The organism is Metapseudomonas otitidis (genome assembly GCF_900111835.1).
Taxonomy (GTDB): Bacteria; Pseudomonadota; Gammaproteobacteria; order Pseudomonadales; family Pseudomonadaceae; genus Metapseudomonas; species Metapseudomonas otitidis.
The window spans coordinates 207,623-229,494 of sequence record NZ_FOJP01000009.1 but is presented as its reverse complement, the minus strand read 5'-3'; the positions used below and the strand labels follow the sequence as shown (position 1 = coordinate 229,494).

19 protein-coding genes are annotated in these 21,872 nt (G+C 69.2%); 14 read left to right on the top strand and 5 right to left on the bottom strand.

Annotated elements, in window-relative coordinates; genetic code table 11:
* The first annotated feature begins 76 nt into the window (after window positions 1-76).
* Together BM198_RS13690 and waaA are read left to right on the top strand one after the other, a co-directional pair.
* Window positions 77-961 carry a LysR family transcriptional regulator gene (locus BM198_RS13690; RefSeq protein ID WP_074970621.1) on the top strand — a complete coding sequence of 295 codons (885 nt, stop codon included), beginning with the start codon at window positions 77-79 and terminating at the stop codon, window positions 959-961.
* 85 nt (window positions 962-1,046) lie between these two features.
* Entirely contained in the window at window positions 1,047-2,318 is a 1,272-nt protein-coding gene (gene waaA / locus BM198_RS13685; RefSeq protein ID WP_074970619.1) for a lipid IV(A) 3-deoxy-D-manno-octulosonic acid transferase, read from the top strand.
* Window positions 2,319-2,343: 25 nt separating this feature from the next.
* On the opposite strand, the gene BM198_RS13680 is transcribed toward waaA, so the two are convergent.
* Both BM198_RS13680 and BM198_RS13675 read right to left on the bottom strand, forming a co-directional pair.
* Entirely contained in the window at window positions 2,344-2,937 is a 594-nt protein-coding gene (locus tag BM198_RS13680) for a cupin domain-containing protein (RefSeq protein ID WP_074970617.1), read from the bottom strand.
* 86 nt (window positions 2,938-3,023) lie between these two features.
* Window positions 3,024-4,973: an oxidoreductase gene (locus BM198_RS13675; RefSeq protein ID WP_074970615.1), complete on the bottom strand. Its 1,950-nt coding sequence runs from the start codon at window positions 4,971-4,973 to the stop codon at window positions 3,024-3,026.
* Between the two features lie 261 nt (window positions 4,974-5,234).
* Here BM198_RS13675 and BM198_RS13670 point away from each other — a divergent pair, with 261 nt between their 5' ends.
* Together BM198_RS13670 and BM198_RS13665 are read left to right on the top strand one after the other, a co-directional pair.
* On the top strand, window positions 5,235-6,197 hold the full coding sequence (locus BM198_RS13670) for an ABC transporter substrate-binding protein (RefSeq protein WP_394328344.1): 963 nt from the start codon (window positions 5,235-5,237) through the stop codon (window positions 6,195-6,197).
* Between the two features lie 68 nt (window positions 6,198-6,265).
* On the top strand, window positions 6,266-7,057 hold the full coding sequence (locus BM198_RS13665) for a class II aldolase/adducin family protein (protein WP_069564105.1): 792 nt from the start codon (window positions 6,266-6,268) through the stop codon (window positions 7,055-7,057).
* Between the two features lie 37 nt (window positions 7,058-7,094).
* Here the strand turns inward: BM198_RS13665 and BM198_RS13660 are convergent, their stop codons facing one another.
* Both BM198_RS13660 and BM198_RS13655 read right to left on the bottom strand, forming a co-directional pair.
* Entirely contained in the window at window positions 7,095-7,979 is an 885-nt protein-coding gene (locus BM198_RS13660; RefSeq protein WP_074970611.1) for a dihydrodipicolinate synthase family protein, read from the bottom strand.
* 48 nt (window positions 7,980-8,027) lie between these two features.
* A complete protein-coding gene (locus BM198_RS13655; protein WP_044401056.1) occupies window positions 8,028-8,810 on the bottom strand; it encodes an aldolase in 783 nt (260 codons plus the stop codon).
* 136 nt (window positions 8,811-8,946) lie between these two features.
* Here BM198_RS13655 and BM198_RS13650 point away from each other — a divergent pair, with 136 nt between their 5' ends.
* Window positions 8,947-9,486, top strand: coding sequence for a helix-turn-helix domain-containing protein (locus BM198_RS13650; protein WP_044401059.1), 540 nt, complete (start codon window positions 8,947-8,949; stop codon window positions 9,484-9,486).
* A gap of 43 nt (window positions 9,487-9,529) precedes the next feature.
* Window positions 9,530-10,165 carry a TetR family transcriptional regulator C-terminal domain-containing protein gene (locus BM198_RS13645; RefSeq protein WP_074970609.1) on the top strand — a complete coding sequence of 212 codons (636 nt, stop codon included), beginning with the start codon at window positions 9,530-9,532 and terminating at the stop codon, window positions 10,163-10,165.
* A gap of 21 nt (window positions 10,166-10,186) precedes the next feature.
* Here BM198_RS13645 and BM198_RS13640 read toward each other — a convergent pair whose 3' ends face one another.
* Window positions 10,187-10,993 (bottom strand): helix-turn-helix transcriptional regulator, encoded by an 807-nt coding sequence (locus tag BM198_RS13640; RefSeq protein ID WP_074970686.1) that lies wholly within the window; start codon window positions 10,991-10,993, stop codon window positions 10,187-10,189.
* 147 nt (window positions 10,994-11,140) lie between these two features.
* On the opposite strand from BM198_RS13640, the gene BM198_RS13635 reads away from it, so the two are divergent.
* From BM198_RS13635 to BM198_RS13600, 8 genes are all read left to right on the top strand, one after another.
* The gene (locus BM198_RS13635) at window positions 11,141-12,550 is read left to right on the top strand and encodes an aminotransferase (protein ID WP_074970607.1); all 1,410 of its coding nucleotides are present in this window, start codon (window positions 11,141-11,143) and stop codon (window positions 12,548-12,550) included.
* Window positions 12,551-12,602: 52 nt separating this feature from the next.
* A complete protein-coding gene (locus BM198_RS13630) occupies window positions 12,603-14,000 on the top strand; it encodes an APC family permease (RefSeq protein ID WP_074970604.1) in 1,398 nt (465 codons plus the stop codon).
* Window positions 14,001-14,173: 173 nt separating this feature from the next.
* The gene (locus tag BM198_RS13625; protein ID WP_107331359.1) at window positions 14,174-14,908 is read left to right on the top strand and encodes a response regulator transcription factor; all 735 of its coding nucleotides are present in this window, start codon (window positions 14,174-14,176) and stop codon (window positions 14,906-14,908) included.
* Between the two features lie 2 nt (window positions 14,909-14,910).
* Window positions 14,911-15,678 (top strand): substrate-binding periplasmic protein, encoded by a 768-nt coding sequence (locus BM198_RS13620; RefSeq protein ID WP_074970602.1) that lies wholly within the window; start codon window positions 14,911-14,913, stop codon window positions 15,676-15,678.
* On the top strand, window positions 15,675-17,888 hold the full coding sequence (locus BM198_RS13615; protein WP_074970600.1) for an ATP-binding protein: 2,214 nt from the start codon (window positions 15,675-15,677) through the stop codon (window positions 17,886-17,888). Before BM198_RS13620 ends, BM198_RS13615 begins: the two co-directional genes overlap by 4 nt.
* A 329-nt stretch (window positions 17,889-18,217) precedes the next feature.
* Window positions 18,218-19,645: an amino acid permease gene (locus BM198_RS13610; protein WP_074970598.1), complete on the top strand. Its 1,428-nt coding sequence runs from the start codon at window positions 18,218-18,220 to the stop codon at window positions 19,643-19,645.
* Between the two features lie 252 nt (window positions 19,646-19,897).
* The gene (locus BM198_RS13605; protein WP_074970596.1) at window positions 19,898-20,686 is read left to right on the top strand and encodes an enoyl-CoA hydratase/isomerase family protein; all 789 of its coding nucleotides are present in this window, start codon (window positions 19,898-19,900) and stop codon (window positions 20,684-20,686) included.
* A gap of 17 nt (window positions 20,687-20,703) precedes the next feature.
* On the top strand, window positions 20,704-21,864 hold the full coding sequence (locus BM198_RS13600; RefSeq protein ID WP_074970594.1) for an acyl-CoA dehydrogenase family protein: 1,161 nt from the start codon (window positions 20,704-20,706) through the stop codon (window positions 21,862-21,864).
* The last annotated feature ends 8 nt before the right edge of the window (window positions 21,865-21,872 follow it).

Here is a 21,872-nt window from a genome sequence, read left to right as displayed (position 1 = left end):
AGGTGGGCGGATTCTAGAGTTTTCTGTGATGGGATAAAGTCATTACCCATCTGAATCAGAGATAGGTTGAGCCGCCATGCACTGGAACCTCGAACAGATCCGCGTCTTCGTCGCCGTGGCCGAGGGGCGCTCGTTTTCCTCCGTCGCACGGGATCTGCGCCGCGCCCAGTCCGCCGTCAGCACCGCCATTGCCCTGCTGGAAGAGGACCTGGGGGTGGCGCTGTTCGACCGCAGCAGCGGGCGCCAGCCCAGGTTGACGCTGGAAGGGGCGGCCCTGCTGGAGGAGGCCCGCGAAGTGCTGCGCCAGTGCCAGCGCCTGGAGGGCCGCGCCCAGGGGCTGTCCCGTGGCGAGGAGGCACGCCTGCGCCTGGCCCAGGACGAGGCCATGCCCTACCAGCCGGTGCTGGCCAGCCTGGAGGCGCTGGGGGCAGCCTTCCCGCTGCTGGAGGTGCAACTGGCCAGCAGCGCCCAGGGCGACGTGGCGCGCAAGCTGCTGGAGCGCCGCGCCGACCTCGGCCTGCTGTTCCACCACGAACACATGCCCGACGCCCTGGAGCGCCAGCGCCTCGGCACCATCGAGATGGTCACCGTCTGTGGCGCGACTCACGCCCTGGCCGCCAGCGGCTACGCCGACCGCCGCGAGCTGGTGCGCCACCGGCAGATCCTCATGGCCCCGCAGGACAGCCACTACCCCGGCGGCGAGCAGCTCGGGCCCCAGGTGTGGCGCGCCGACAGCTTCTACGTCATGGCCGAACTGGTGATGCGCGGGCTGGGCTGGGCCTGGCTGCCCCGGCACGTGGCCCAATACCCGGCCTACCAGGGCCACCTGGTGGAGCTGCGCAGCGACTGGACGCCGCCCTCGCTGGTGGTGGAGCTGGTCTGCCGGCGCGACGAAGCCCTCGGCCCCGCCGCGCTGTGGCTGGCCGACCAACTGGCGGAGCACCTGCAGGCCCTGGGCTGAGGCCCAGCCGCCGGCGCCCGAAAACGCTTCGGTTGGCGGACCGCTCAGTTATCATCCGCCCCCTGTCCGCATCACTGGCCTCACCATGAATCGCACCCTCTACACCCTGCTGTTCCATCTCGGCCTGCCCTTGGTGGCCCTGCGCCTGGCCTGGCGCGCCTGGCGGGCGCCGGCCTATGCCCGGCGCATCGGCGAGCGTTTCGCCCTCGGCCTGCCGCCGCTCAAGCCGGGGGGCATCTGGGTGCATGCCGTGTCGGTGGGGGAGAGCATCGCCGCCGCGCCCATGGTGCGCGAGCTGATGGCGCGCCACCCGGACCTGCCCATCACCCTCACCTGCATGACCCCCACCGGCTCCGAGCGCATCCAGGCGCTGTTCGGCGATCGCGTGCAGCACTGCTACCTGCCCTACGACCTGCCCTGGGCCGCGTCGCGCTTCCTCGACCGGGTGCGGCCGAAGCTGGCGGTGATCATGGAAACCGAACTCTGGCCCAACCACATCCACCAGTGCGCGCGGCGCCGGATCCCGGTGGTGCTGGCCAACGCCCGGTTGTCGGCCCGCTCCGCCCGGGGCTATGCGCGCTTCGCCAGGCTCACCGCGCCGATGCTGGCCGAGCTGGACTGGATCGCCGTGCAGACCGAGGCCGAAGCCGAGCGCTTCCGCCAACTGGGCGCGCGCCCGGAATGCGTGGGGGTGACCGGCTCGATCAAGTACGACCTCACCATCGACCCGGCCCTGCCGGCCCGTGCCGCCGAGCTGCGCGCCGCCTGGGGCGCCAGCGGGCGACCGGTGTGGATCGCCGCCAGCACCCATGCCGGCGAGGACGAGATCATCCTCGCGGCCCATCGCGCCGTGCTGGCCCGGCGTCCGGATGCCCTGCTGATCCTGGTGCCGCGCCACCCGGAGCGCTTCACCTCGGTGTACGAACTGAGCCGCCAGTCCGGCTTCGCCAGCCAGCGCCGCTCCAGTGGCGAGTCGGTGGCGGCGCAGACCCTGGTGCTGGTGGGCGACACCATGGGTGAGCTGCTGTTCCTCTACGCCCTGGCCGACAGCGCCTTCGTCGGTGGCAGCCTGGTGCCCAACGGCGGGCACAACCTGCTGGAGCCGGCGGCCCTGGGCAAGCCGGTGCTGTCCGGCCCGCACCTGTTCAACTTCCTCGAAATCGCCGCGCAACTGCGCGATGCCGGCGCCCTGCTGGAGGTGGACGGCGCCGAGGCCCTGGCCCGCGACGTCGAAGGGCTCTGGGCCGACGCCGCACGCGCCGCTGCCATGCGCGATGCCGGGCTCGGCGTGCTGCGGGCGAACCAGGGCGCGCTGGAGCGCCTGTTGGCTGGCCTGGCTGCCCGAATCAAGAAGTGAGGAGCGTCGCCGAGGCGGCGCCGGATCAGAAGGTCGGCGGGGTCACGATCCACAGCACCAGGGCATCCCGCTCGCCGGGGTTGCCGTAGCGGTGCGGCTCCTGGCTGGAGAAGGCGAAGCTGTCGCCTTCGTTCAGCAGGAAGTGGCGTTCGCCGACCCACAGCTCGAACTGCCCGCTCAGCACGTAGCCGGCTTCCTCGCCTTCGTGGCTGTAGCTCTCCTCGCTGTAGGTGCCGGGCGGAAAGCGCGAATGGAGGACCTCCAGCGAGCGGCTGGGTTGCGGGTTGAGCAGCTCGTCGGTGATGCCGTCCTCGTAATGCAGGCTCATGCGGGCGTTACGCCGCACCACGTAGCCCCGGTCGGCCTCGGCCACGGGGGCTTCGCTGCCGAAGAACCACTGGATGGTCACCCCCAGGCTGCGGGCGATGTTGAACAGCGCCGGGATCGAGGGGTAGGCGAGGTTGCGTTCCAGCTGGCTGATGTAGCCGGCGGTGAGCGAACTCTGCTCGGCCAGCTCGCTCAGGGTCATGCCGCGGCGCTTGCGCAGGCCGCGGATGCGGGTGCCGAGGAACTGGCTTTCAGGCGGTACGGCCTGGGGCGAGGGCGGCAGTGGGCTCATGGTCTGGCTGTCCTTGTAGGCCGGCGGCCCGGTGTGTCGGGCGCGGCATTGTAAGGCAGGTTCGACCCTTGCCGCGCGCCCCGGCTTCAGAGCGTCCAGGCTGCCTGAAGCCCCTCGAAGATCGCCTCTTCCGCTGTGCGGGCCGCCAGGCAATCGCCAATGCGCTGGAACGGCACCCGGCCTTCCAGGGCACTGCCCAGCTCATCGAACGGCGCATGGCCCTGGCACAGCACCAGGGTGTCCACCTGCTCGAACAGCATCGGCTCGCCGCTGGCGCTGTGCAGCATGTACACCGTGTCGTCGTCGCAGCCATACAGCCGCGCGTAGGGCGTGACCGGGATGCCCAGGCGATGCAGCTCGCCGGCCATCTGGTCGCGCACGTACAGCGGCAGGCTCTCGCCGCAGTGGGTGCCGTTCACCGCCAGCCGCACCGCATGCCCCTGGCGCACCAGGTGCTCGGCGATGCCGGGGCCGATCCAGTCGCAGCGCCAGTCGGCCACCAGCACCGAGCGACCGACCTTCACCTCGCCGCGCAGCACCTGCCAGGCATCCACCACCTGCAGGTCGCCGCCGCGTTCGAACGCCGGCCAGTAGGGGCGGGCGCCGGTGGCGAGGATGACCCGGTCCGGGCGCTCCCGCTCCACCAGGGCCAGGTCCACCCGGGTGTTGCGCTGCACCTGCACGCCGGCCAGCTCCAGCTCGCGCTGCAGGTTGGTGGCGGCGCCGCCGAATTCGCTGCGCCGGGGCAGCAGCTGGGCCAGCAACACCTGTCCGCCGAGCTGGGCGCCGGCTTCGTAGAGGGTGACCTGATGGCCACGGCGGGCCGCCACGGCGGCCGCCTTCATGCCGGCCGGACCGCCGCCGACCACCATCACCCGCTGCGGGCGATCGGTGGGGACGAGGCGTCCGAACTGCTGCTCGCGGCCGGTTTCCGGGTGCTGGATGCAGGAGATGGGGTAGCCCTTGTGGAAGTGGCCGATGCACGCCTGGTTGCAGGCGATGCAGGCGCGCACGTCGTCCACCCGGCCGCTGGCGGTCTTCTTCGGCATCTGCGGGTCGCAGATCAGCGCCCGGGTCATGCCGCACACGTCCGCCTGGCCGCTGGCGATGATCTGCTCCGCTTCCTGGGGCTGGTTGATGCGCCCGGTGACGAACAGCGGGATGCCCAGCCGGGCCTTGAAATGCCCGGCGGTTTCGGCCAGGTAGGCCGGCGCCACCGCCATCGGCGGCACGATGTGCACCGCGCCGCCGAAGGACGCGGAGGTGCCGGCCACCAGGTGCACGTAGTCCAGCTGCGGCTGCAGGGCGAGCACGGCGCTGAGGGATTCGTCCTCGGTCAGCCCCTGGGGATCGCGCTCGTCGGCGGAGATGCGCAGGCCGACGATGAAGTCTTCGCCGCCGGCTTCGCGCACCGCCTCGAGCACCTCGCGGAGGAAGCGCAGGCGGGCGTCGAGATCGCCGTTGTAGCCGTCCTCGCGCAGGTTGACCCGGGGGTTGAGGAACTGCGCCGGCAGGTAGCCGTGGCTGGCCACCACCTCCACACCATCCAGCCCGGCCTCGCGCAGGCGCCGGGTGGCGGCGCCGTAGCCGGCGACGATCTCGTCGATCATGACCTGGTCAAGGGCCCGGGGCATGACCCGGAAGCGCTCGTTGGGCGTGACGGACGGCGCGTAGGCCACCGCCAGCAGGCCGTTGGCGGTCTCCATGATCTCCCGCCCGGGGTGGAACAGCTGCGACAGCACCAGGGTGTCGTAGGCGTGGCAGGCCTCGGCCAGTTCGCGGTAGCCCTCGATGCAGGAGTCGTCCGTGGCCATCAGCACGTGGGAGGTGTAGCGCGCGCTGTCGTGGACGCCGGCCACCTGCAGCACGATCAGCCCCACGCCCCCTTCGGCGCGGGCGCGCTGGTAGGCGATGAGGGTGTCGTTGACGCGGTTGTCGGTGGGCATGCTGGTGTCGTGCCCGCTGGACATGATGCGGTTCTTCAGGCGCTTGCCGCGCAGGTGCAGGGGCTCGAACAGGTGGGGGAAGGCAGACATGGGGGCCTCGGCGAGGTCGTTTCTTATAAATTCATTACTTGTTTGTTTTCAGTAAAAAATCAACTTGTTTTTTTAATGGCGTGGCCCTAGCGTGAAAGCCCCCTCGACGGGGCATCCCTGAACAACAACAAGACTGGGAGCACGTTCATGCGAAACCACACCTCATCTCCGTTCCACCGGCGCAGCGCGCCGTTCCTGCCCCGCCTGCTCACCTGCCTGGCCCTGCTGCTGCCCGCCCTGGGTGCCCAGGCGGCGCCCGACATGGTGGTGGTCGGCTACGGTGGCGACGGCCAGAAGGCCCAGGACGAAGCCTTCTTCAAACCCTTCGCGGCCGAGGATGGCCACCGCCTGATCCAGACCGAATACAACGGCGAGATGGCGCGCATCCGGGTGATGGCCGAGACCGGCCACGTGGACTGGGACCTGGTGCAGATCGAGGGGCCCGACCTGGTGCGCGGCTGCGAGAGCGGCCTGTTCGAGACGCTGGACTGGTCGCGCCTTGGGGGCCGCGAGGCACTGATCGACCAGGCCGCCCAGGACTGCGGCTCGGCCGCGATGGTGTGGGGTGTGGCCCTGAGCTACGACGCCGACCGCCTGAAGACGGCGCCCACCTCCTGGGCGGATTTCTGGGACCTGGAGAAATTCCCCGGCAAGCGCGGCCTGCGCAAGCGCGCCGTGTACAACCTGGAGTTCGCCCTGCTGGCCGACGGCGTGCCGGTCGGCGAGGTGTACAAGGTGCTGGCCACGCCGGCCGGGGTGGACCGCGCCTTCGCCAAGCTCGACCAGATCAAGCCGCAGATCCAGTGGTGGGAGGCCGGTGCCCAGCCCACCCAGTGGCTGGCGGCAGGCGATGTGGTGATGACGTCCTCCTACTCCGGGCGCGTGGCCGCCGCGCACCAGGGCGGGCGCAACTTCGCCCTGGTGCTGCCCGGCAGCCTCTACGGCATGGACTACTGGGCGGTGATCAAGGGCTCCCGGCACCTGCCCCAAGCCGAACGGCTGATCGCCTACATGAACCGCAAGGCGCCGCAGCTGGACTACATCGGCCGCATCCCCTACGGCCCGACCAACCGTGAGGCTGCCGCCGCGCTGGACGCCGAGCAGGCGCGCTGGATTCCGGCCACGCCCCAGGCCCTGGCGGACGCCCTGCCCATGGACGTGGAGTTCTGGGTCGACCACGGCGAGGAGCTGGAGGAGCGCTTCAACGCCTGGGCGGTGCGCTGATAGGGTGCCGCTACCCGGCCCGCCCTCGTGGTGGGCCCCTTCACCTTCCACCGACCCCGGAGCCTTCCATGACGCCGCTGCACGCCCCGCTGCCCCCTTCGTCCTGCTCCCCCGAGGAGCGCACCCTGCGCCAGGAGCTGGCCGCCTGCTACCGGCTGGTGGCGCACTTCCGCATGACCGACCTGATCTTCACCCACATTTCGGTGCGCCTGCCGGGGCCCGAGCACCATTTCCTGATCAACCCCTACGGGCTGATGTTCGACGAGATCCGCGCCAGCGACCTGGTGAAGATCGACCTGCAGGGCCGCCCGGTGGAGCCGACCCGCCACAAGGTCAACCCGGCGGGCTTCGTCATCCACAGCGCCATCCATGCCGCCCGCGAGGACGCCCGCTGCGTGCTGCACACCCACACCCGCGCCGGGTGCGCGGTGGCCGCCCAGCCGGCCGGGCTGCTGCCGGTGAACCAGATATCCATGGAGTTCTATGGCCGCGTGGCCTACCACGGCTACGAGGGCGTGGCGCTGAACCTCGACGAGCAGAAGCGCCTGGTGGCCGACCTTGCCGACAAGCCGGTGATGATCCTGCGCAACCACGGCCTGCTGACGGTGGGGGAGACGGTGGCCCAGGCCTTCCTGCGCATGTACTACCTGGAGAAGGCCTGCGACATCCAGCTGGCCGCCCAGGCCGGTGGCGAGCTGCTGTTGCCGTCCCACGAGGTCTGCGAACACACCCAGCGCCAGTTCAACGAACCCGCGCGCCCGCTGGCGGACGGCGAGTTGAGCGACCCGGATGCCAACGAGCTGGCCTGGCAGGCGCTGCTGCGCCTGCTGGACCGGGTGGCACCGGACTACCGCGACTGAGCCGCCCCGCCCGCCGTGCGACGGGCGGGGCCGCCGGTCAGCGCAGCTCGGCCAGCAGGCCGCTCAGGTAGCGCTGCCCTTCGTCATCCAGCGCCTGCAGGGGCAGGCGCGGGACGCCCACGTCCAGCCCGGTCAGGCGCAGGCCGGCCTTGACGGTGGTGGGCAGGCCCCGGCGGGTGATGTAGTCCAGCAGCGCCAGCTGGCGATAGAAGGACTCCCGCGCCTCGTCCAGGCGCCCCTCGCGCACCGCCTCGTAGAGCGCCAGGTTGTGCCGGGGGATGAGGTTGGGCGCGGCGGTGCACCAGCCTTTCGCCCCAGCCACCAGGGCCTCCAGCGCCAGCGGGTTGCAGCCGTTGTAGAAGGCCACCTGGCCGTCGGAGAGCAGGTGCAGCCGGTGCATGCGCTGGATGTCGCCGGTGCTCTCCTTGACCATCGTGACGTTCTCCACCTCCCGGACGATCCGCAGGATCAGCTCCACCGGCAGGTCCGTGCCGCTGGTGCCCGGGTTGTTGTAGAGCATCACCGGGATGCCGATGGCCTCGCCCACAGCGCGGTAGTGGGCGAGGATCTCCGCCTCGCTGAGCTTCCAGTAGGACACCGGCAGCACCATCACCGCGCTGGCGCCCAACTGCTCGGCCAGGCGGGCGCGGCGCACGGTGCGCGCGGTGGTCAGGTCGGACACGCTGACGATGCTCGGCACGCGGCCGGCGACGGTGCTCAGGCTGAACTCCGCCACCGCGTCCCATTCCGGGTCGCTGAGGTAGGCGCCTTCGCCGGTGCTGCCCAGGGGCGCGATGGCGTGCACGCCGCCGTCCAGCAGGCGTTCGATGGAGCGGCCGAGGGCCGGCAGGTCGAGGGCGCCGTCCGCGCCGAAGGGGGTGATGGTGTAGCCGATGATGCCGTGGAGGATGGAAGAGGACATGGGTGCACCTGGGGCAATGGGCGAAAGGTCTTGTGTGGTGGCGCGCGGTCAGCTCAGGCAATCGCCGTGCTGACGCAGGCTGCGCCGTGCGTAGTAGCTGAAGGCCGCGCCGTGGCGCTTGGGCGTGGAGATCCAGTCATGGGCCTCGCGGCCGAGGGCCGGCGGGATGGGGCGGATCTCGCCGGCGGACATGGCCAGCAGCTGCATCTTCGCGGCGCGTTCGAACAGCAGCGCCAGCACGCAGGCTTCCTCGATGCTGGCACCGGTCACCAGCAGGCCGTGGTGGGAGAGCAGGATGGCGCGCTTGTCGCCCAGGGCGGCGGAGATGATCTCGCCCTCTTCGTTACCCACCGGCACCCCCGGCCACTCCTTGAGGAAGGCGCAGTCGTCGTACAGCGGGCAGAGGTCCATGTGCGAGACCGCCAGCGGTACTTCCAGCATCGACAGGGCGGCGGCGTGCAGCGGGTGGGTGTGGATGATGCAGTTCACGTCCGGGCGGGCGCGGTACACCCAGCTGTGGAAACGGTTGGCCGGGTTGGCCATGCCCTGGCCCTGGAGCACCTTGAGGTCCTCGTCGACCCGCAGCAGGTTGCTGGCGGAAATCTCGTCGAAGCCCAGCCCCAGTTGCTGGGTGTAGTAGGTGCCGGGCTCCTCGGCACGGCAGGTGATCTGCCCGGCCAGGCCGGAATCATGGCCGCCCTCGAAGAGGATTCGGCAGGTCAGGGCCAGTTTTTGCCGGGCCGTCCACGTATTATCCAGCAGGCTGGTCTGCATCTGCCGTTCGGCATGCTGGATCAGTTGGTCCTTGGGGAGGTGCATGGTAGTTGCCATGTGAGCATCCTTAGCCGGGTGACGCGAGTGGGGCTCGCGGTCATGTCGAAGCGAATGACACAAATAAAGCTAAATGACACAAAGTGTCATTGGCAAGAGAAAAGTTTCCCGCACCGACGCCAAAGGGGCGTTCTGCATGTCCATGCGATTGAAATTGTTGAGAAAAAAACTGGGGATGACCCTGGAAACGCTGGCCGAGAAGACCGGCATGACCAAGAGCTACCTGTCCAAGGTGGAGCGGGGCCTGAGCACGCCCTCCATCGCCACCGCGCTGAAGCTGTCGAAGGCGCTCAGCGTGCCGGTGGAGGAACTGTTCGCCGAGGAGGGTGCCGCCAGCGAGGGCTACAGCCTGGTGCGCCACGACGAGCGGCAGCCGCTGGCGCGGGACGACGAGGGCCCGGCCTACGCCTCCCTCGCCCGGCAGATCGGCGACCGCGCGCTGCTGCCGTTCATCGTCCATCCCCCCCGGGACTTCAGCCATTCGACCTTCAAGGAGCACCTGGGCGAGGAGTTCATCTTCGTCCACCGGGGGCGGGTGGAGGTCGACTTCCTGTCCGAGCGCCTGACCCTGGAAACCGGCGACGCGCTGCACTTCAACGCCCAGAAGCCGCACCGCCTGCGCTCCCTGGGCGAGGAGCAGGCCGAGTTGCTGGTGGTGGTGCACAGCGAGGAGTGAGGCCGCTTCCCGGCCCCACGGTTGAACGAACAGGAGCGTGGTGATGAATACGGAAGTGCGGTTTTCCCGGCTGGAGCCGGAGCAGCGCAAGGCCCTGCTGGTGGACGCCACCCTGGTCTGCCTCAAGCGCTACGGTTTCCAGGGCGCCTCCGTGCGCAAGATCTGCGCCGAGGCGGGTGTCTCCGTCGGCCTCATCAACCACCACTACGAGGGCAAGGATGCGCTGGTGGCCGAGGCCTACCTGGCGGTCAGCGAGCGGGTCATGGGCCTGCTGCGCTGCGCCGTGGAGTCCGCCCCGGGGCCTGCCCGGCGGCGCCTCTCGGCCTTCTTCCAGGCCTCGTTCTCGGCCGAGATGCTCGACCCCCAGCTGCTCGACGCCTGGCTGGTGTTCTGGGGCGCGGTGACCCACATCGAATCCATCCGCCGGGTCCATGACCAGTCCTACGGCAACTACCGCAGCCTGCTGGCCGACGCCCTCGCCCTGCTGGCGGACGAGGAGGGCTGGGTCGCCTTCGACACCGGCCTCGCAGCCATCAGCCTCAGCGCGCTGCTGGACGGGCTGTGGCTGGAGTCCGGCCTCAACCCCGCCACCTTCACCCCCGAGCAGGGCGTGGTGATCTGCGAAGCCTGGGTCGATGGCCTGCAGGCCGGCGCCTACCGGCGCTTTCAGGGCGTGTGATCGAGCCGGCTGTACAGGCCCTCAGTCGCCCGTTCGGCTCAGCCATTCGATGAACAGCGAGAACAGCTCTGCCTGGGAGCCGATCCCCAGCTTGATGTAGAGGTTCTTGCGGTGCATGCGCACCGTCTCGGGAGAGATCGCCAGGGCCTTGGCGCTGGACTTGGCCGAGTGACCGCGCAGCAGCAGGTGGCACACCTCCAGTTCGCGGGCCGTGAGGCGGCCGTCGCCGAAATGTCGGAACGCCTGCTGCAACTGCGCAGCGAAGCTGGGCTCCGCCTGGGCCGGGGGCGCGGTCTGCGCCCAGTGGCGGCGGCCCAGTTCCAGCACCGTGGGGGCGAGGGCGCGCAGCAGGGCCAGTTGCCCGGGCTCGAAGGGGCGGGCGCTGAGGCCGTTGTAGAGGCTGACGGACACCCGCTCCCGCGGACCCAGTTCGAGCATGAAGTAGCAGTCCTCCACCGAGCCGGCGCCCAGGTAGTAGGTCTTGTAGTACTGGCTGCTGAAGAAGTCGTCCGGGGCGATCTCGCCGAGGGTGTAGAAGCCTTCGGCCAGGCCCTGGTCCACCGCCAGGCAGAACGGGTCCAGCAGGTAGCCACGGGAGAAGTAGCGCTCGAGCAGCAGCTCGCGGCTGCCGGGTGGTATGCCGCGTTCGTGGAGCAGGGTGGGGGCGCTGCCGATGCGCTCCAGGCTGATCATCACCGACTCGATCGGCACCAGGCTGGCGAGGGCGTCCAGCAGGCGGCCGGGGAACGCCTCGGTGCCGCAGCTGGCGATGGCGCCGGCGAGGTGTCGGTGCCAGTCCTGCAACCTGTCCAGTTCCACCTGCTGCACCTGTATCACCGCCCGGCTCGCTGAGTTCGCGGCAGCATACCCCAGGGAAAAGGTGACGCCGAGCGTCGGCCCCTACCCTCAAATGGGGTATGTCCGTGGTCGGGACGGGTGCATAGGCTCCGGGCATCAACCAGCAGGAGAACCCCGATGTCCGTGTCCGTCCCATTGCCGCCGCCCACCCGTGAACAGGCCCGCCTGGCGGCCCTGGACCGTGCCCACTACCTGCACGGTTACCACCTGTTCGACGAGCACCGCGTGCTCGATTCCCTGCAGATCGCCGGAGGGGAGGGCGCCTACATCCACGACCTGGCCGGCAACCGCTATCTGGATGCGGTGGGCGGCATGTGGTGCACCAACATCGGCCTGGGGCGCGAGGAGATGGTCGAGGCCATCGCCGAGCAGGCGCGCCAGCTCGCCTACTCCAACCCCTTCTGCGACATGGCCAACCCTCGTGCGGTGGAGCTGTGCGCCAAGCTGGCGGAGCTGGCGCCCGGAGACATCGACCATGTCTTCCTCACCACCGGCGGCTCCACCGCCGTCGATACCGCCATCCGCCTGGTGCACTACTACCAGAACTGCCGGGGCCTGCCGCAGAAGAAGCACATCCTCAGCCGTCGCCACGCCTATCACGGCTCCACCTACCTGGGCATGTCCCTCGGCGGCAAGCAGGTGGACCGCGAGAGCGGCTTCGACTTCATCCAGGACGGCATCCACCACCTCAGCGGGCCCTACCCCTACCGCGCCCCCGAGGGCATGAGCGAGGCCGACTACCTGGAAAGCCTGGTGGCCGAGTTCGACGACGCCGTGCGTGCAGTGGGGGCAGACAAGGTCGCGGCCTTCATCGCCGAGCCGGTGTTCGGCTCCGGCGGCGTGATGGTGCCGCCGGAGGGCTACCACGCCCGCATCTGGGCGCTGTGCCAGCGCTACGACATCCTCTACATCGCCGACGAGGTGGTCACCTCCTTCGGCCGCCTCGGGCACTTCTTCGCCAGCGAGGCGGTGTTCGGCATCCAGCCGGACATCATCACCACCGCCAAGGGCCTGACCTCGGGCTACCAGCCGCTGGGGGCCTGCCTGTTCTCCGAGCGCATCTGGTCGGTGATCGCCGCGCCTGACCAGGGCCGCTGCTTCACCCACGGCTTCACCTACTCCGGCCACCCTGTGGCCTGCGCGGCGGCGCTGAAGAACATCGAGATCATCGAGCGGGAAGGCCTGTTGGCCCACGTCGAGGACGTCGGCCGCTATTTCGAAGCGCAGCTGCGCACCTTGCTGGACCTGCCCATGGTGGGGGACGTGCGCGGCATCCGCTTCATGGCCTGCGTCGAGTTCGTGGCCGACAAGGCCAGCAAGACCCTGTTCCCCGAGGCGCTGAACATCGGCGAGTGGGTCCACCTGCGGGCGCAGAAGCGCGGCCTGCTGGTGCGGCCGATGGTGCACCTGAACGTCATGTCGCCGCCGCTGATCCTCACCCGCGAGCAGGTCGACTTCATCGTGCGCGTGCTGCGCGAAAGCATCATCGAGACCCAGGAGGACCTGAAGCAGGCCGGTCACTGGTAGCGCCGACGCGGCGCCCCGCGCCGCCCATTCCCCCACAGAGGAAAGCCCCCCGATGGACGACAACAAGAACAAGGTCCTGCGCTTTCGTGATGTCACGCTGTTCACCGTCTCGGCCATGCTGTTCATGGACCAGATCGCCCTGGCCGCGGCGCTCGGTTCCACCAGCCTGTTCTGGTGGGGCTACGTGCTCCTGCTGCTGTTCATCCCCATGGGGCTGATGACCGCCGAGCTGGGCACCACCTTCCCCGGCAGCGGCGGTGTCTACCACTGGGTGCGCCTGGCCTTCGGACCGCGCTGGGGCGCCCGGCTGTCGTGGATGTACTGGGCCAACAACGCCCTGTGGATGCCCTCGGTCTACATCCTCTTCGCCGCCATGCTCAGCGAGTTCTTCCTGCCCGGGCTGGGGCTGTGGAGCAAGATCGCCATCGGCGTGTTCCTGGCGCTGCTCACCGCGCTGTTCAACGCCATCAACCTGCGCATCGGCAAATGGCTGCCGAACCTGGGGGCGCTGATGAAGCTGGTGGCGGTGCTCGCGCTGGGCATCGGCGGCATCCGCTACGGCCTGGAGCACGGCTTTGCCAACGCGTTCAGCCTGGAGGCGATCCTGCCGTCTTCCGGGGTGCAGTTCGCGGCGCTGGGGGTGATGGTCTACGGCATCATGGGCACCGAGCTGGCCTGCTGCAGCGCCCCGGAGATGCGCAACCCGCACCGTGACATTCCCCGTGCGGTACTGGTCTCGGGCCTGCTGATCGCCGCCTTCAACGTGTTCGGCACCCTTGGCGTGCTGGCCGCGTTGCCGCCGGAGCAGACCGACGTCACGCGGATCTTCTCCGAGTCGCTCTACCAGATGTACGGCCATGAAGGCCTCGGCGGCGCCTTCGCCACCCTGGTGGCCTGCTTCGTGCTCTTCACCCTGTTCACCAACATGGTCACCTGGAGCATGGGCACCAACCGGGCGGCGGTGGCGGCGGCCACGGCCGGGGAACTGCCGGCAGTGTTCGGCGTGGTCCACCCGCGCTACCGCACGCCCATCGGCCCGGCGTTGCTGGCCTCCGGCGTGAGCATCCTGGTGATGCTGGTGTACGGCCTGGTCGCCCACAGCGCCGAGGAGCTGTTCTGGACCCTGCTGTCCATCTTCGCAATGATTTTCATGATGCCGTACGTGCTGATGTGCCTGGCCTTCATCCGCCTGCGCCTGGCCGACCCCACGCCGCGTGCCTTCCGCCTGCCGCTGGGCAATACCGCTGCCTGCGCCTGGGCGGGCCTGGTCGGCTTGCACGTGGTCGCCGGCATCGTGCTCTTCGTGGTCACCCCAGGCGAGCCGATGGACTGGGGCAAGGCCAGCAAGATCCTCTGTGGCGTCGGCCTGGCGCTGCTCATCGGCGAAGTGCTGATCCGTGGCCAGGCCTTGCGCCAGCTGGTGCCCCGTCCCTTGCTCGGCAGCCGCTGAGGCTGGCGCCGGCCCGGGGCCTGGCTGACCGGTGGCAGCCGGGCCTGCGTGCCTGCTTGTTGATCGGCCGTTCAGTAGTGGCTAGGCTGCTGCTTCCACCCGAGCCTCCGCCCGGGTGTCACCGTCCGACAACCAGAACAAGAAACGCCCCGGCACGCCGGAGGTGAAAGGTGATGGCGATGGTTCCCCGCGTATTGGTCGTCGATGACGATCCGGTGATTCGTGAGCTGCTGCAGAGCTACCTGGGCGATGAGGGCTACGAGGTGTTCTGCGCGGCCGATGCCGAGCAGGCCGAAGCCGTGCTGGCCAAGACCTCCCACCTCGGCCAGCCCGTGGAGCTGGTGTTGCTGGACGTCCGCCTGCCCGGCAAGGACGGCCTGACCCTGACCCGTGAGCTGCGGGTGCGCTCCGAGATCGGGATCATCTTGATCACCGGGCGCAACGACGAGATCGACCGCATCGTCGGCCTCGAATGCGGCGCCGACGACTACGTGATCAAGCCTCTCAACCCCCGCGAGCTGGTGTCCCGGGCGAAGAACCTGGTGCGCCGGGTCCGCCATGCCCAGGCCGAGCCCGGCCCCGTGCGCCAGGTGCTCAAGCAGTTCGGCGACTGGCTGCTGGACACCGACCGGCGCCGCATCATCGATTCCACCGGCCATGAAACGCTGCTCACCCAGGGCGAGTTCCAGTTGCTCAGCACCTTCCTGCGCAACAGCGGCCACACCCTCAGCCGTGACCAGTTGATGGACCAGATCCGCAACCGCGAATGGCTGCCCAACGACCGCTCCATCGACGTGCTGGTCGGGCGCCTGCGCCGCAAGTTGCGCGACGACCCCGCCGACCCGCAGCTGATCATCACCATCCACGGCGCCGGCTACCTGTTCACCGCCACCCCCAGCGAGGCCTGAACATGCGCTGGCTGGCACTCCTGGCCTGGGGCTGGTGCAGCCTCGGGCTGGCGGCCGAGACCATGCGCTATTGCGACTACCCGGTGTACCCGCCCGTGTCCTGGAGCGATGGCCAGGCCGTACGCGGCCTGGCGCCCCAGGTGGTGAAGCGGGTGCTCCAGGAGCTGGGCTACGAGATGCAGGTGGTGGTGCTCGGCAACTGGAAACGCTGCCTGATGGATGCCGCCAGCGGCCGCGTCGACCTGGTGCTGGCCTACCGCACCGGGGAGCGCCAGCAATACCTGGCGTTCGCCGAGGCGCCGGTGCTGCGGGAGGAGGTCGCGCTCTTCTACAACCGCCACAAGCCCCTGGCGGTAAAGCACCTGGCCGACCTCGCCGGCTACCGTGGCGGGCTGCTGTTCGGGGAAAGCTACGGCACCGAGTTCGACCGCTTCGTCACCCGCCAGGGGCGCATCGAATACGTCTCGGACAGCCGGCAGAACTTCGGCAAGCTGATCCGCCAGCGCATCGATTTCATCCCCTACGAGCGGCGCACCGGGCGGCTATTCGTGGCGGGCATGCCGGGAGGCGAGGCCATCGTCGACGCGCCCGAACCCCTGGCGGTGGACTCCCTGCGGCTGGCCGTGTCGCGGCGCTCACCGCTCCTGGCGCGCCTCGACGACATCGACCGCATCCTGCTGGCGTTGCAGGCCGACGGCAGCCTGCAGCGCTGGCTGGAGGAGAGCGAGCGCGACTACCGCACCCAGGGGCGCCCCCTGGAGTCACCATGAAGGCCCTGCACGCCCCCGGGCCACTGGCCCGGCGCCTGCTGCAGCGGGTCCTCGGCTTCAGCTTGTGCGTCACCCTGCTGGCCGGCGCGGTGCAGCTGGGCCTGGAGTACCGGCGCGAGATGCAGGCCATCGAACAGCGCCTGGAGCTGATCCGCAGCGGTTACCTGGCCAGCTTCGAGCGCAGCCTCTGGGACCTCGACCAGGCCCAGTTGCGGGTGCAGCTGCACGGCCTGGTGGACTTCCCAGACGTCGCCTGGGCGAGCCTCGCCAGCGAAGACTTCACCCTGGTCCAGGGCGACATCCAGGTGCCCGGCCCGGTGCGGGTCGAGCATTTCCCCCTCGGCTACCAGCCGCCCGACGGCGAGCGGCGCGCCCTCGGTGAACTGACCCTGGCCATCGACCTCGGGGCCGTTCATCGGCGCCTCTGGCAGAGCGGGCTGGACGGCCTGCTGTGGATGGGCGCCTTCCTCTGCGGCCTGGCGGTGGCCCTGAGCCTGCTGTTCCACAGCCTGGTGACGCGGCACCTGGAGCGCATGGCCGGCTTTGCCCAGCGCATGGCCGAAGGCGACCTGCAGCAGCCGCTGCACCTGGACAAGCGCGCCCGGCCCCGGCCGGACGAGCTCGACACCGTGGCCCAGGCCCTGGACACCATGCGCCAGGCCCTGGGGCGCGAGCGCAGCGAGCTGCAGCGCCAGGTCGAACGGCGTACCGCCAGCCTGCAGCGGGCCAAGGAGGAGGCCGAGGCCGCGAACGAGGCGAAGATGCGCTTCCTGGCGACCATGAGCCACGAGATCCGCACCCCGCTCAACGGCATCCTCGGCATGGCCGAACTGCTGCGCGACGCCGCCCTGGGCACGCTGGAGCGCAAGCGCCTGCACGCCCTGCACAAGGCCGGGGAAGGCCTGCTGGCGGTGCTCGACGAAGTCCTGCTGTTCGCCCGGCTGGAAGACGGGGTGAGCCTGCCGGAAGCCATCGAGTTCGATCTGAGCGAGCTGCTGGACGAAGTGCTGACGCTGCTGGAGCCCCGCGCCGAGGACAACGGCACCGTGCTCTCGCTGCGCCTGGACCCGTCGGTGAACCGCCGCTGCCGAGGGGCCGAGCAGTTCCTCCGCCAGGTGCTGAGCAACCTGGTGGCCAATGCCGTGAAGTTCACCGCCGACGGCGACGTGCGGGTGGAGGTGACCGCCACCCCGGCCCAGGGCGCGGCCCAGCGCGTGCGCTTCGTGGTCAGCGACAACGGCATCGGCATTCCCGAGGCGGCCCAGGCGCGGATCTTCGAGCGCTTCGTCCAGGCCAGCGACGCCGTCACCCGCCGCTACGGCGGCAGCGGCCTGGGGCTGGCCATCAGCAAGCGGCTGGTGGACGCCATGGGCGGGCAGATCGGCCTGCACAGCCGGGAAGGCGAGGGCAGCCGCTTCTGGTTCGACATCGAACTGCAACCGGCGGCGCTCCCGGCTGCCCGGCCGGTGGGCAACGCACCTGCGGGTCGTGCCCTGCAGGTGCTGCTGGTGGAAGACGTGGCGCTGAACCGCGACGTGGCCCTGGGGCTGCTGGAACGGGACGGCCACCACGTGCAGGCCGTGGACGATGCCCAGCCCGCGCTGGACGCCTGCCGCCAGCAGGCGTTCGACCTCATCCTGCTGGACATGCACCTGCCGGGAATGGACGGCATCGAGCTGTGCCGGGCGATCCGCCAGCAGGCGGACGGGGTCAACCGGGCGACCACCATCCTCGCCTTCACCGCCAGCGTCGAACCGGCCAGCGTCCGCCGCTACTTCGAGGCGGGCATGCAGGGCGTGCTGGCCAAGCCCCTGCGCCTGGACGCCCTGCGTCGTGCACTGGCCGTGCCCGGCAGCCCCCCGCCGGACGAGGCGGACGACGGAACCGCGCTCGACCCCCGTCTGCTGGCCACCCACCGCGAACTGCTGGGGGAGAACCGCCTCGCCGCGCTGGTCGGCGCCCTGCGCCAACTGCTGGCCGAGCAGATGCCGCTGCTGCACGAAGCCATCCGCGCCGACGACCGGGACGAAGTCGCCGGCCTGGCCCACCGCCTTGCCGGCAGTTGCCGGTCGCTGGGCTGGCGTGGCCTGGGGAACTGCCTGGCGGCCCTGGAAGCCGCCGCCCTGGCGGGCGAGGTGCTTCAGGGCTGGAGCGAGCGCCTGGACCGGGAATGGGCGGCGGCCGAGGCGCAGATGCAACAGCCCGCCTGAAGGACACTTATAAAAACTACCTGCGTTGTCATCGCGGCGTTAAAAACAGGCTCAAAATGCTCATTTACCGCACGTAAACTGCGCTTTTTCGCCTGTTTTTGCCTTGCGCTGACTGCCTCGCCTACGTTTTTAAAAGCGCCCTGAAGCGAGACAGCTTCATTACAGCTTTTTACAACTTCGATCCCGGCGATCAACGGCGCCTTACATCTCCTTCGAATAATCCAGCGGTATCCGTGCTCGAGCCACGGCCTCTGATCGATTGGAGATAACAACAATGACCCAACGTAGAGTTCCGCTCACCCGCACCCGCCGCTCTCCGGAGGTGCGCCATGTCTGAGACCCATCACGCCGGCAGCGGCGAGAAAATCCAGCTCACCCGGGCGCTCAAGAGCCGGCACATCTTCATGCTCTCGCTCGGTGGGGTGATCGGCACCGGCCTGTTCATGGGCTCGGGCGTCACCATCGGCTCCGGCGGCCCGATGGGCGCCATCCTCGCCTACCTGGTCGCCGGCTTGCTCATGTACCTGGTGATGGTCTGCCTCGGCGAACTGTCGGTGCAGATGCCGGTCTCCGGCTCGTTCCAGGCCCACGCCACGCGCTTCATCGGCCCGGCCACCGGCTTCATGATCGGCTGGGTCTACTGGATGAGCTGGGCCTCCACGGTGGGCCTGGAGTTCACCGCCGCCGGGATGCTGATGACGCGCTGGTTCCCGGATGTCCCCATCTGGGTGTGGTCAGGGCTGTTCGTGGTGGTGCTGTTCTCCCTCAACGCCCTGGCGACCCGGGCTTTCGGCGAGGCCGAGTACTGGTTCTCCGGCATCAAGGTGGCGGCCATCCTGGTGTTCATCCTGGTGGGGCTGCTGGCGGTGTTCGGCGCCATTCCCCTCGAAGGCCAGTCAGCGGCGCCGGGCCTGGCCAACCTGGTTGGGGATGGCCTGTTCCCCAACGGGCTGGCCGCCGTGTTCGCGGTGATGATGACGGTGGTCTACGCCTTCCAGGGCTGCGAGATCATGGGCGTCGCCGCCGGCGAGACCGACCAGCCGGAGAAGAGCATCCCCCAGGCGGTGCGCAACGTGGTCTTCCGCGTGCTGATCTTCTACGTGCTGGCCATCGGCGTGCTGGCCGCCATCGTCCCCTGGCGGGAGGCGGGGTTGATGGAGAGCCCGTTCGTCCAGGTGTTCGACAAGGTGGGCATTCCCTATGCCGCCGACCTGATGAACTTCGTGATCCTCACGGCGATCCTTTCCGTGGGCAACTCCGGGCTCTACGCCTCCACCCGCATCCTCTGGGCCATGTCCAAGACCGGCATGGCGCCGCGCCAGCTGTCGAAACTGAGCGCCCGGGGCGTGCCGCTGTATGCGCTGCTGATCACCCTGTGCTTCGCCCTGCTGTCGCTGCTGACCAGCATCGTCGCCGCCGACACCCTGTTCATGGTGCTGATGGCGGTGAGCGGCATGGCCGGCACCGTGACCTGGATCGTCATCGCCTACGCCCAGTACCGCTTCCGCCGCGAGCACATGGCCAAGGGCGGTACCCGGGCCGACCTGAAGTACTCGGCGCCGTTGTTCCCGCTGGTGCCGCTGGCCTGCATCGCCATCTGCTGCTCGCTGTTCGTCTTCCTCGCCCTGGACCCCACCCAGCGGCCGTCGCTGTACTGGGGCTTCGGCTTCATCGCTGTGTGCTACGGCGCCTACTTCCTGATCCGCCGCAGGCGTGGCGGTGATGTGGGAGAGGAGATCGTCCCCAGCATCGGCTGATCCCCGTGTCACGACCAAGGCCCCGCACTGCGGGGCCTTTTTCATGGCGTAGGGATCTTTGTTCGAAGTTGTAACGCTGCCGGAGGCCAGCGCCGCCTGCGCGCCCTTCGGCGCCAGGGCTGGCGCGTTCCGGCGGCTTTGCACGCTTCGTTACAGGCGGCTGCCGGGGTGGATTGTGGTCTTGTTGAACGACTGTTTAGCATGAGGCCACGCATTCGCCTCCGCACAATCAACGACAAGAACGAGGGCCGCATGACACAGCTATCCCCGCTCAGCCGGGTCCAGGGCGGTATCGCCTGGATCACCCTGAACCGCCCTGCGCAGCGCAACGCGCTGGACATCCCCACGATCAAGCACCTGCTGGCCCTGCTGGACGCCCATGAGGCCGACCCGGCGGTGCGCGTCATCGTGCTCACCGGTGAAGGCCGCAGCTTCTGCGCCGGTGCCGACCTCGCCGAATGGGCCGAGGCCGAAGCCCGGGGCGAGCTGGAAACCTACGGCTGGACCGAAGCCGCCCACGCCCTGATGCGCCGCCTGCATGGCCTGGACAAGCCGACCATCGCCGCCGTCAACGGCACCGCCGTGGGCGCGGGGATGGACCTGGCGCTGTGCTGCGACTTCCGCATAGCTGGCGCCTCCGCGCGCTTCAAGGCCGGCTACACCGGCATGGCCTACTGCCCGGACGCCGGCGCCAGCTGGCACCTGCCGCGCCTGATCGGCAGCGAAGCGGCCAAGCGCCTGCTGTTCCTCGACGAGCTTTGGAACGCCGAGCGCGCGCTGAGCGCCGGCCTGGTCGGCGAGGTGGTTGCCGATGAACTCCTGCTGGCACAGGTCGGAGAATTCGCCGCGCGCCTGGCCGCCGGCCCGACCTTCGCCTTCGCCCAGACCAAGCGCCTGATGCGCGACGGCGCCTCCCGCACCCTGGCCCAGCAACTGGAGGCCGAACAGGCCGCCGGCCTGCTCTGCGGCCGCAGTGACGATGCCGCCGAGGCGCTGCGCGCCGTGGCCGAGAAACGTTCCCCCCAATTCAACGGCCGCTGACGGCTGCAGGTGATGCCATGGATTTTCAACTGACCCAGGAACAGGACATGCTCGTCGAGGCGGTAAAAGCCTTCGTCGAGAAAGAGCTGCTGCCCCACGAAGAAGCAGTGGACCGCGCCGACGCCGTATCCCCGGAGCTGGCCGCGCAGATTCGCGGCAAAGCCATCGCCGCTGGTTTCTACGCCTTCAACATGCCCGAGGACGTCGGCGGCGGTGGCCTGGACTACCTGTCCCAGGCGCTGGTCGAGCGCGAGCTGTCCAAGGTGTCCTGGGCGCTGCACGTGTTCGTTGCGCGCCCGTCGAAGATCCTCATGGCCTGCACCGGCGCGCAGATCGGCGATTACCTGCTGCCGTGCGTGCAGGGCGAGAAGATCGATTGCTTCGCCCTCACCGAGCCGGGCGCCGGCTCCGACGCCAACGCCATCAAGACCCGCGCCGTGCGTGACGGTGACGACTTCATCATCAACGGTGCCAAGCACTTCATCAGCCACGCCGGGCATGCCGATTTCGCCATCGTCTTCGCGGTGACTGACACCTTCGAGCGCAACGGCAAGAAGCGCAACGCCGTGACCGCCTTCCTGGTGGACAAGGGCACCGCCGGCATGACCGTGCGCCGGGGGCCGAAGTGCGTGAGCAACAAGGGCTACCACACCTACGAGATCTTCTTCGACGACTGCCGCGTGCCGGCCTCCAAGGTGCTGGGTGAAGTGGACAAGGGCTGGGAAGTGGCCAACGCCTGGCTCACCGCCGGCCGCGTGATGGTGGCCGCCAACTGCGTCGGCCAGGCCCAGCGCGCGCTGGACCTGGCGCTGCAGTGGTCCGCCGACCGCAAGCAGTTCGGCCAGCCCATCGGCAGCTACCAGGGCATCTCGTTCAAGCTCGCCGACATGGCCACGCAGATCCGCGCTGCCGAGCTGATGACCCTGCACACCGCCTGGAAGATGGACCGCGGCACCATGAGCGACGGCGAGGCCGGCATGGCCAAGCTGTTCGCCAGTGAAGTGCTCGGCAAGGTCGCCGACGAGACGGTGCAGATCTTCGGCGGCATGGGCCTGATGGACGAAGGGCCGGTGGAGCGCATCTGGCGCAACGCGCGCATCGAGCGCATCTGGGAAGGCACCTCGGAGATCCAGCGCCACATCATTTCCCGCGAACTGCTGCGTCCGCTGCTGCGCTGAGGCCCGTG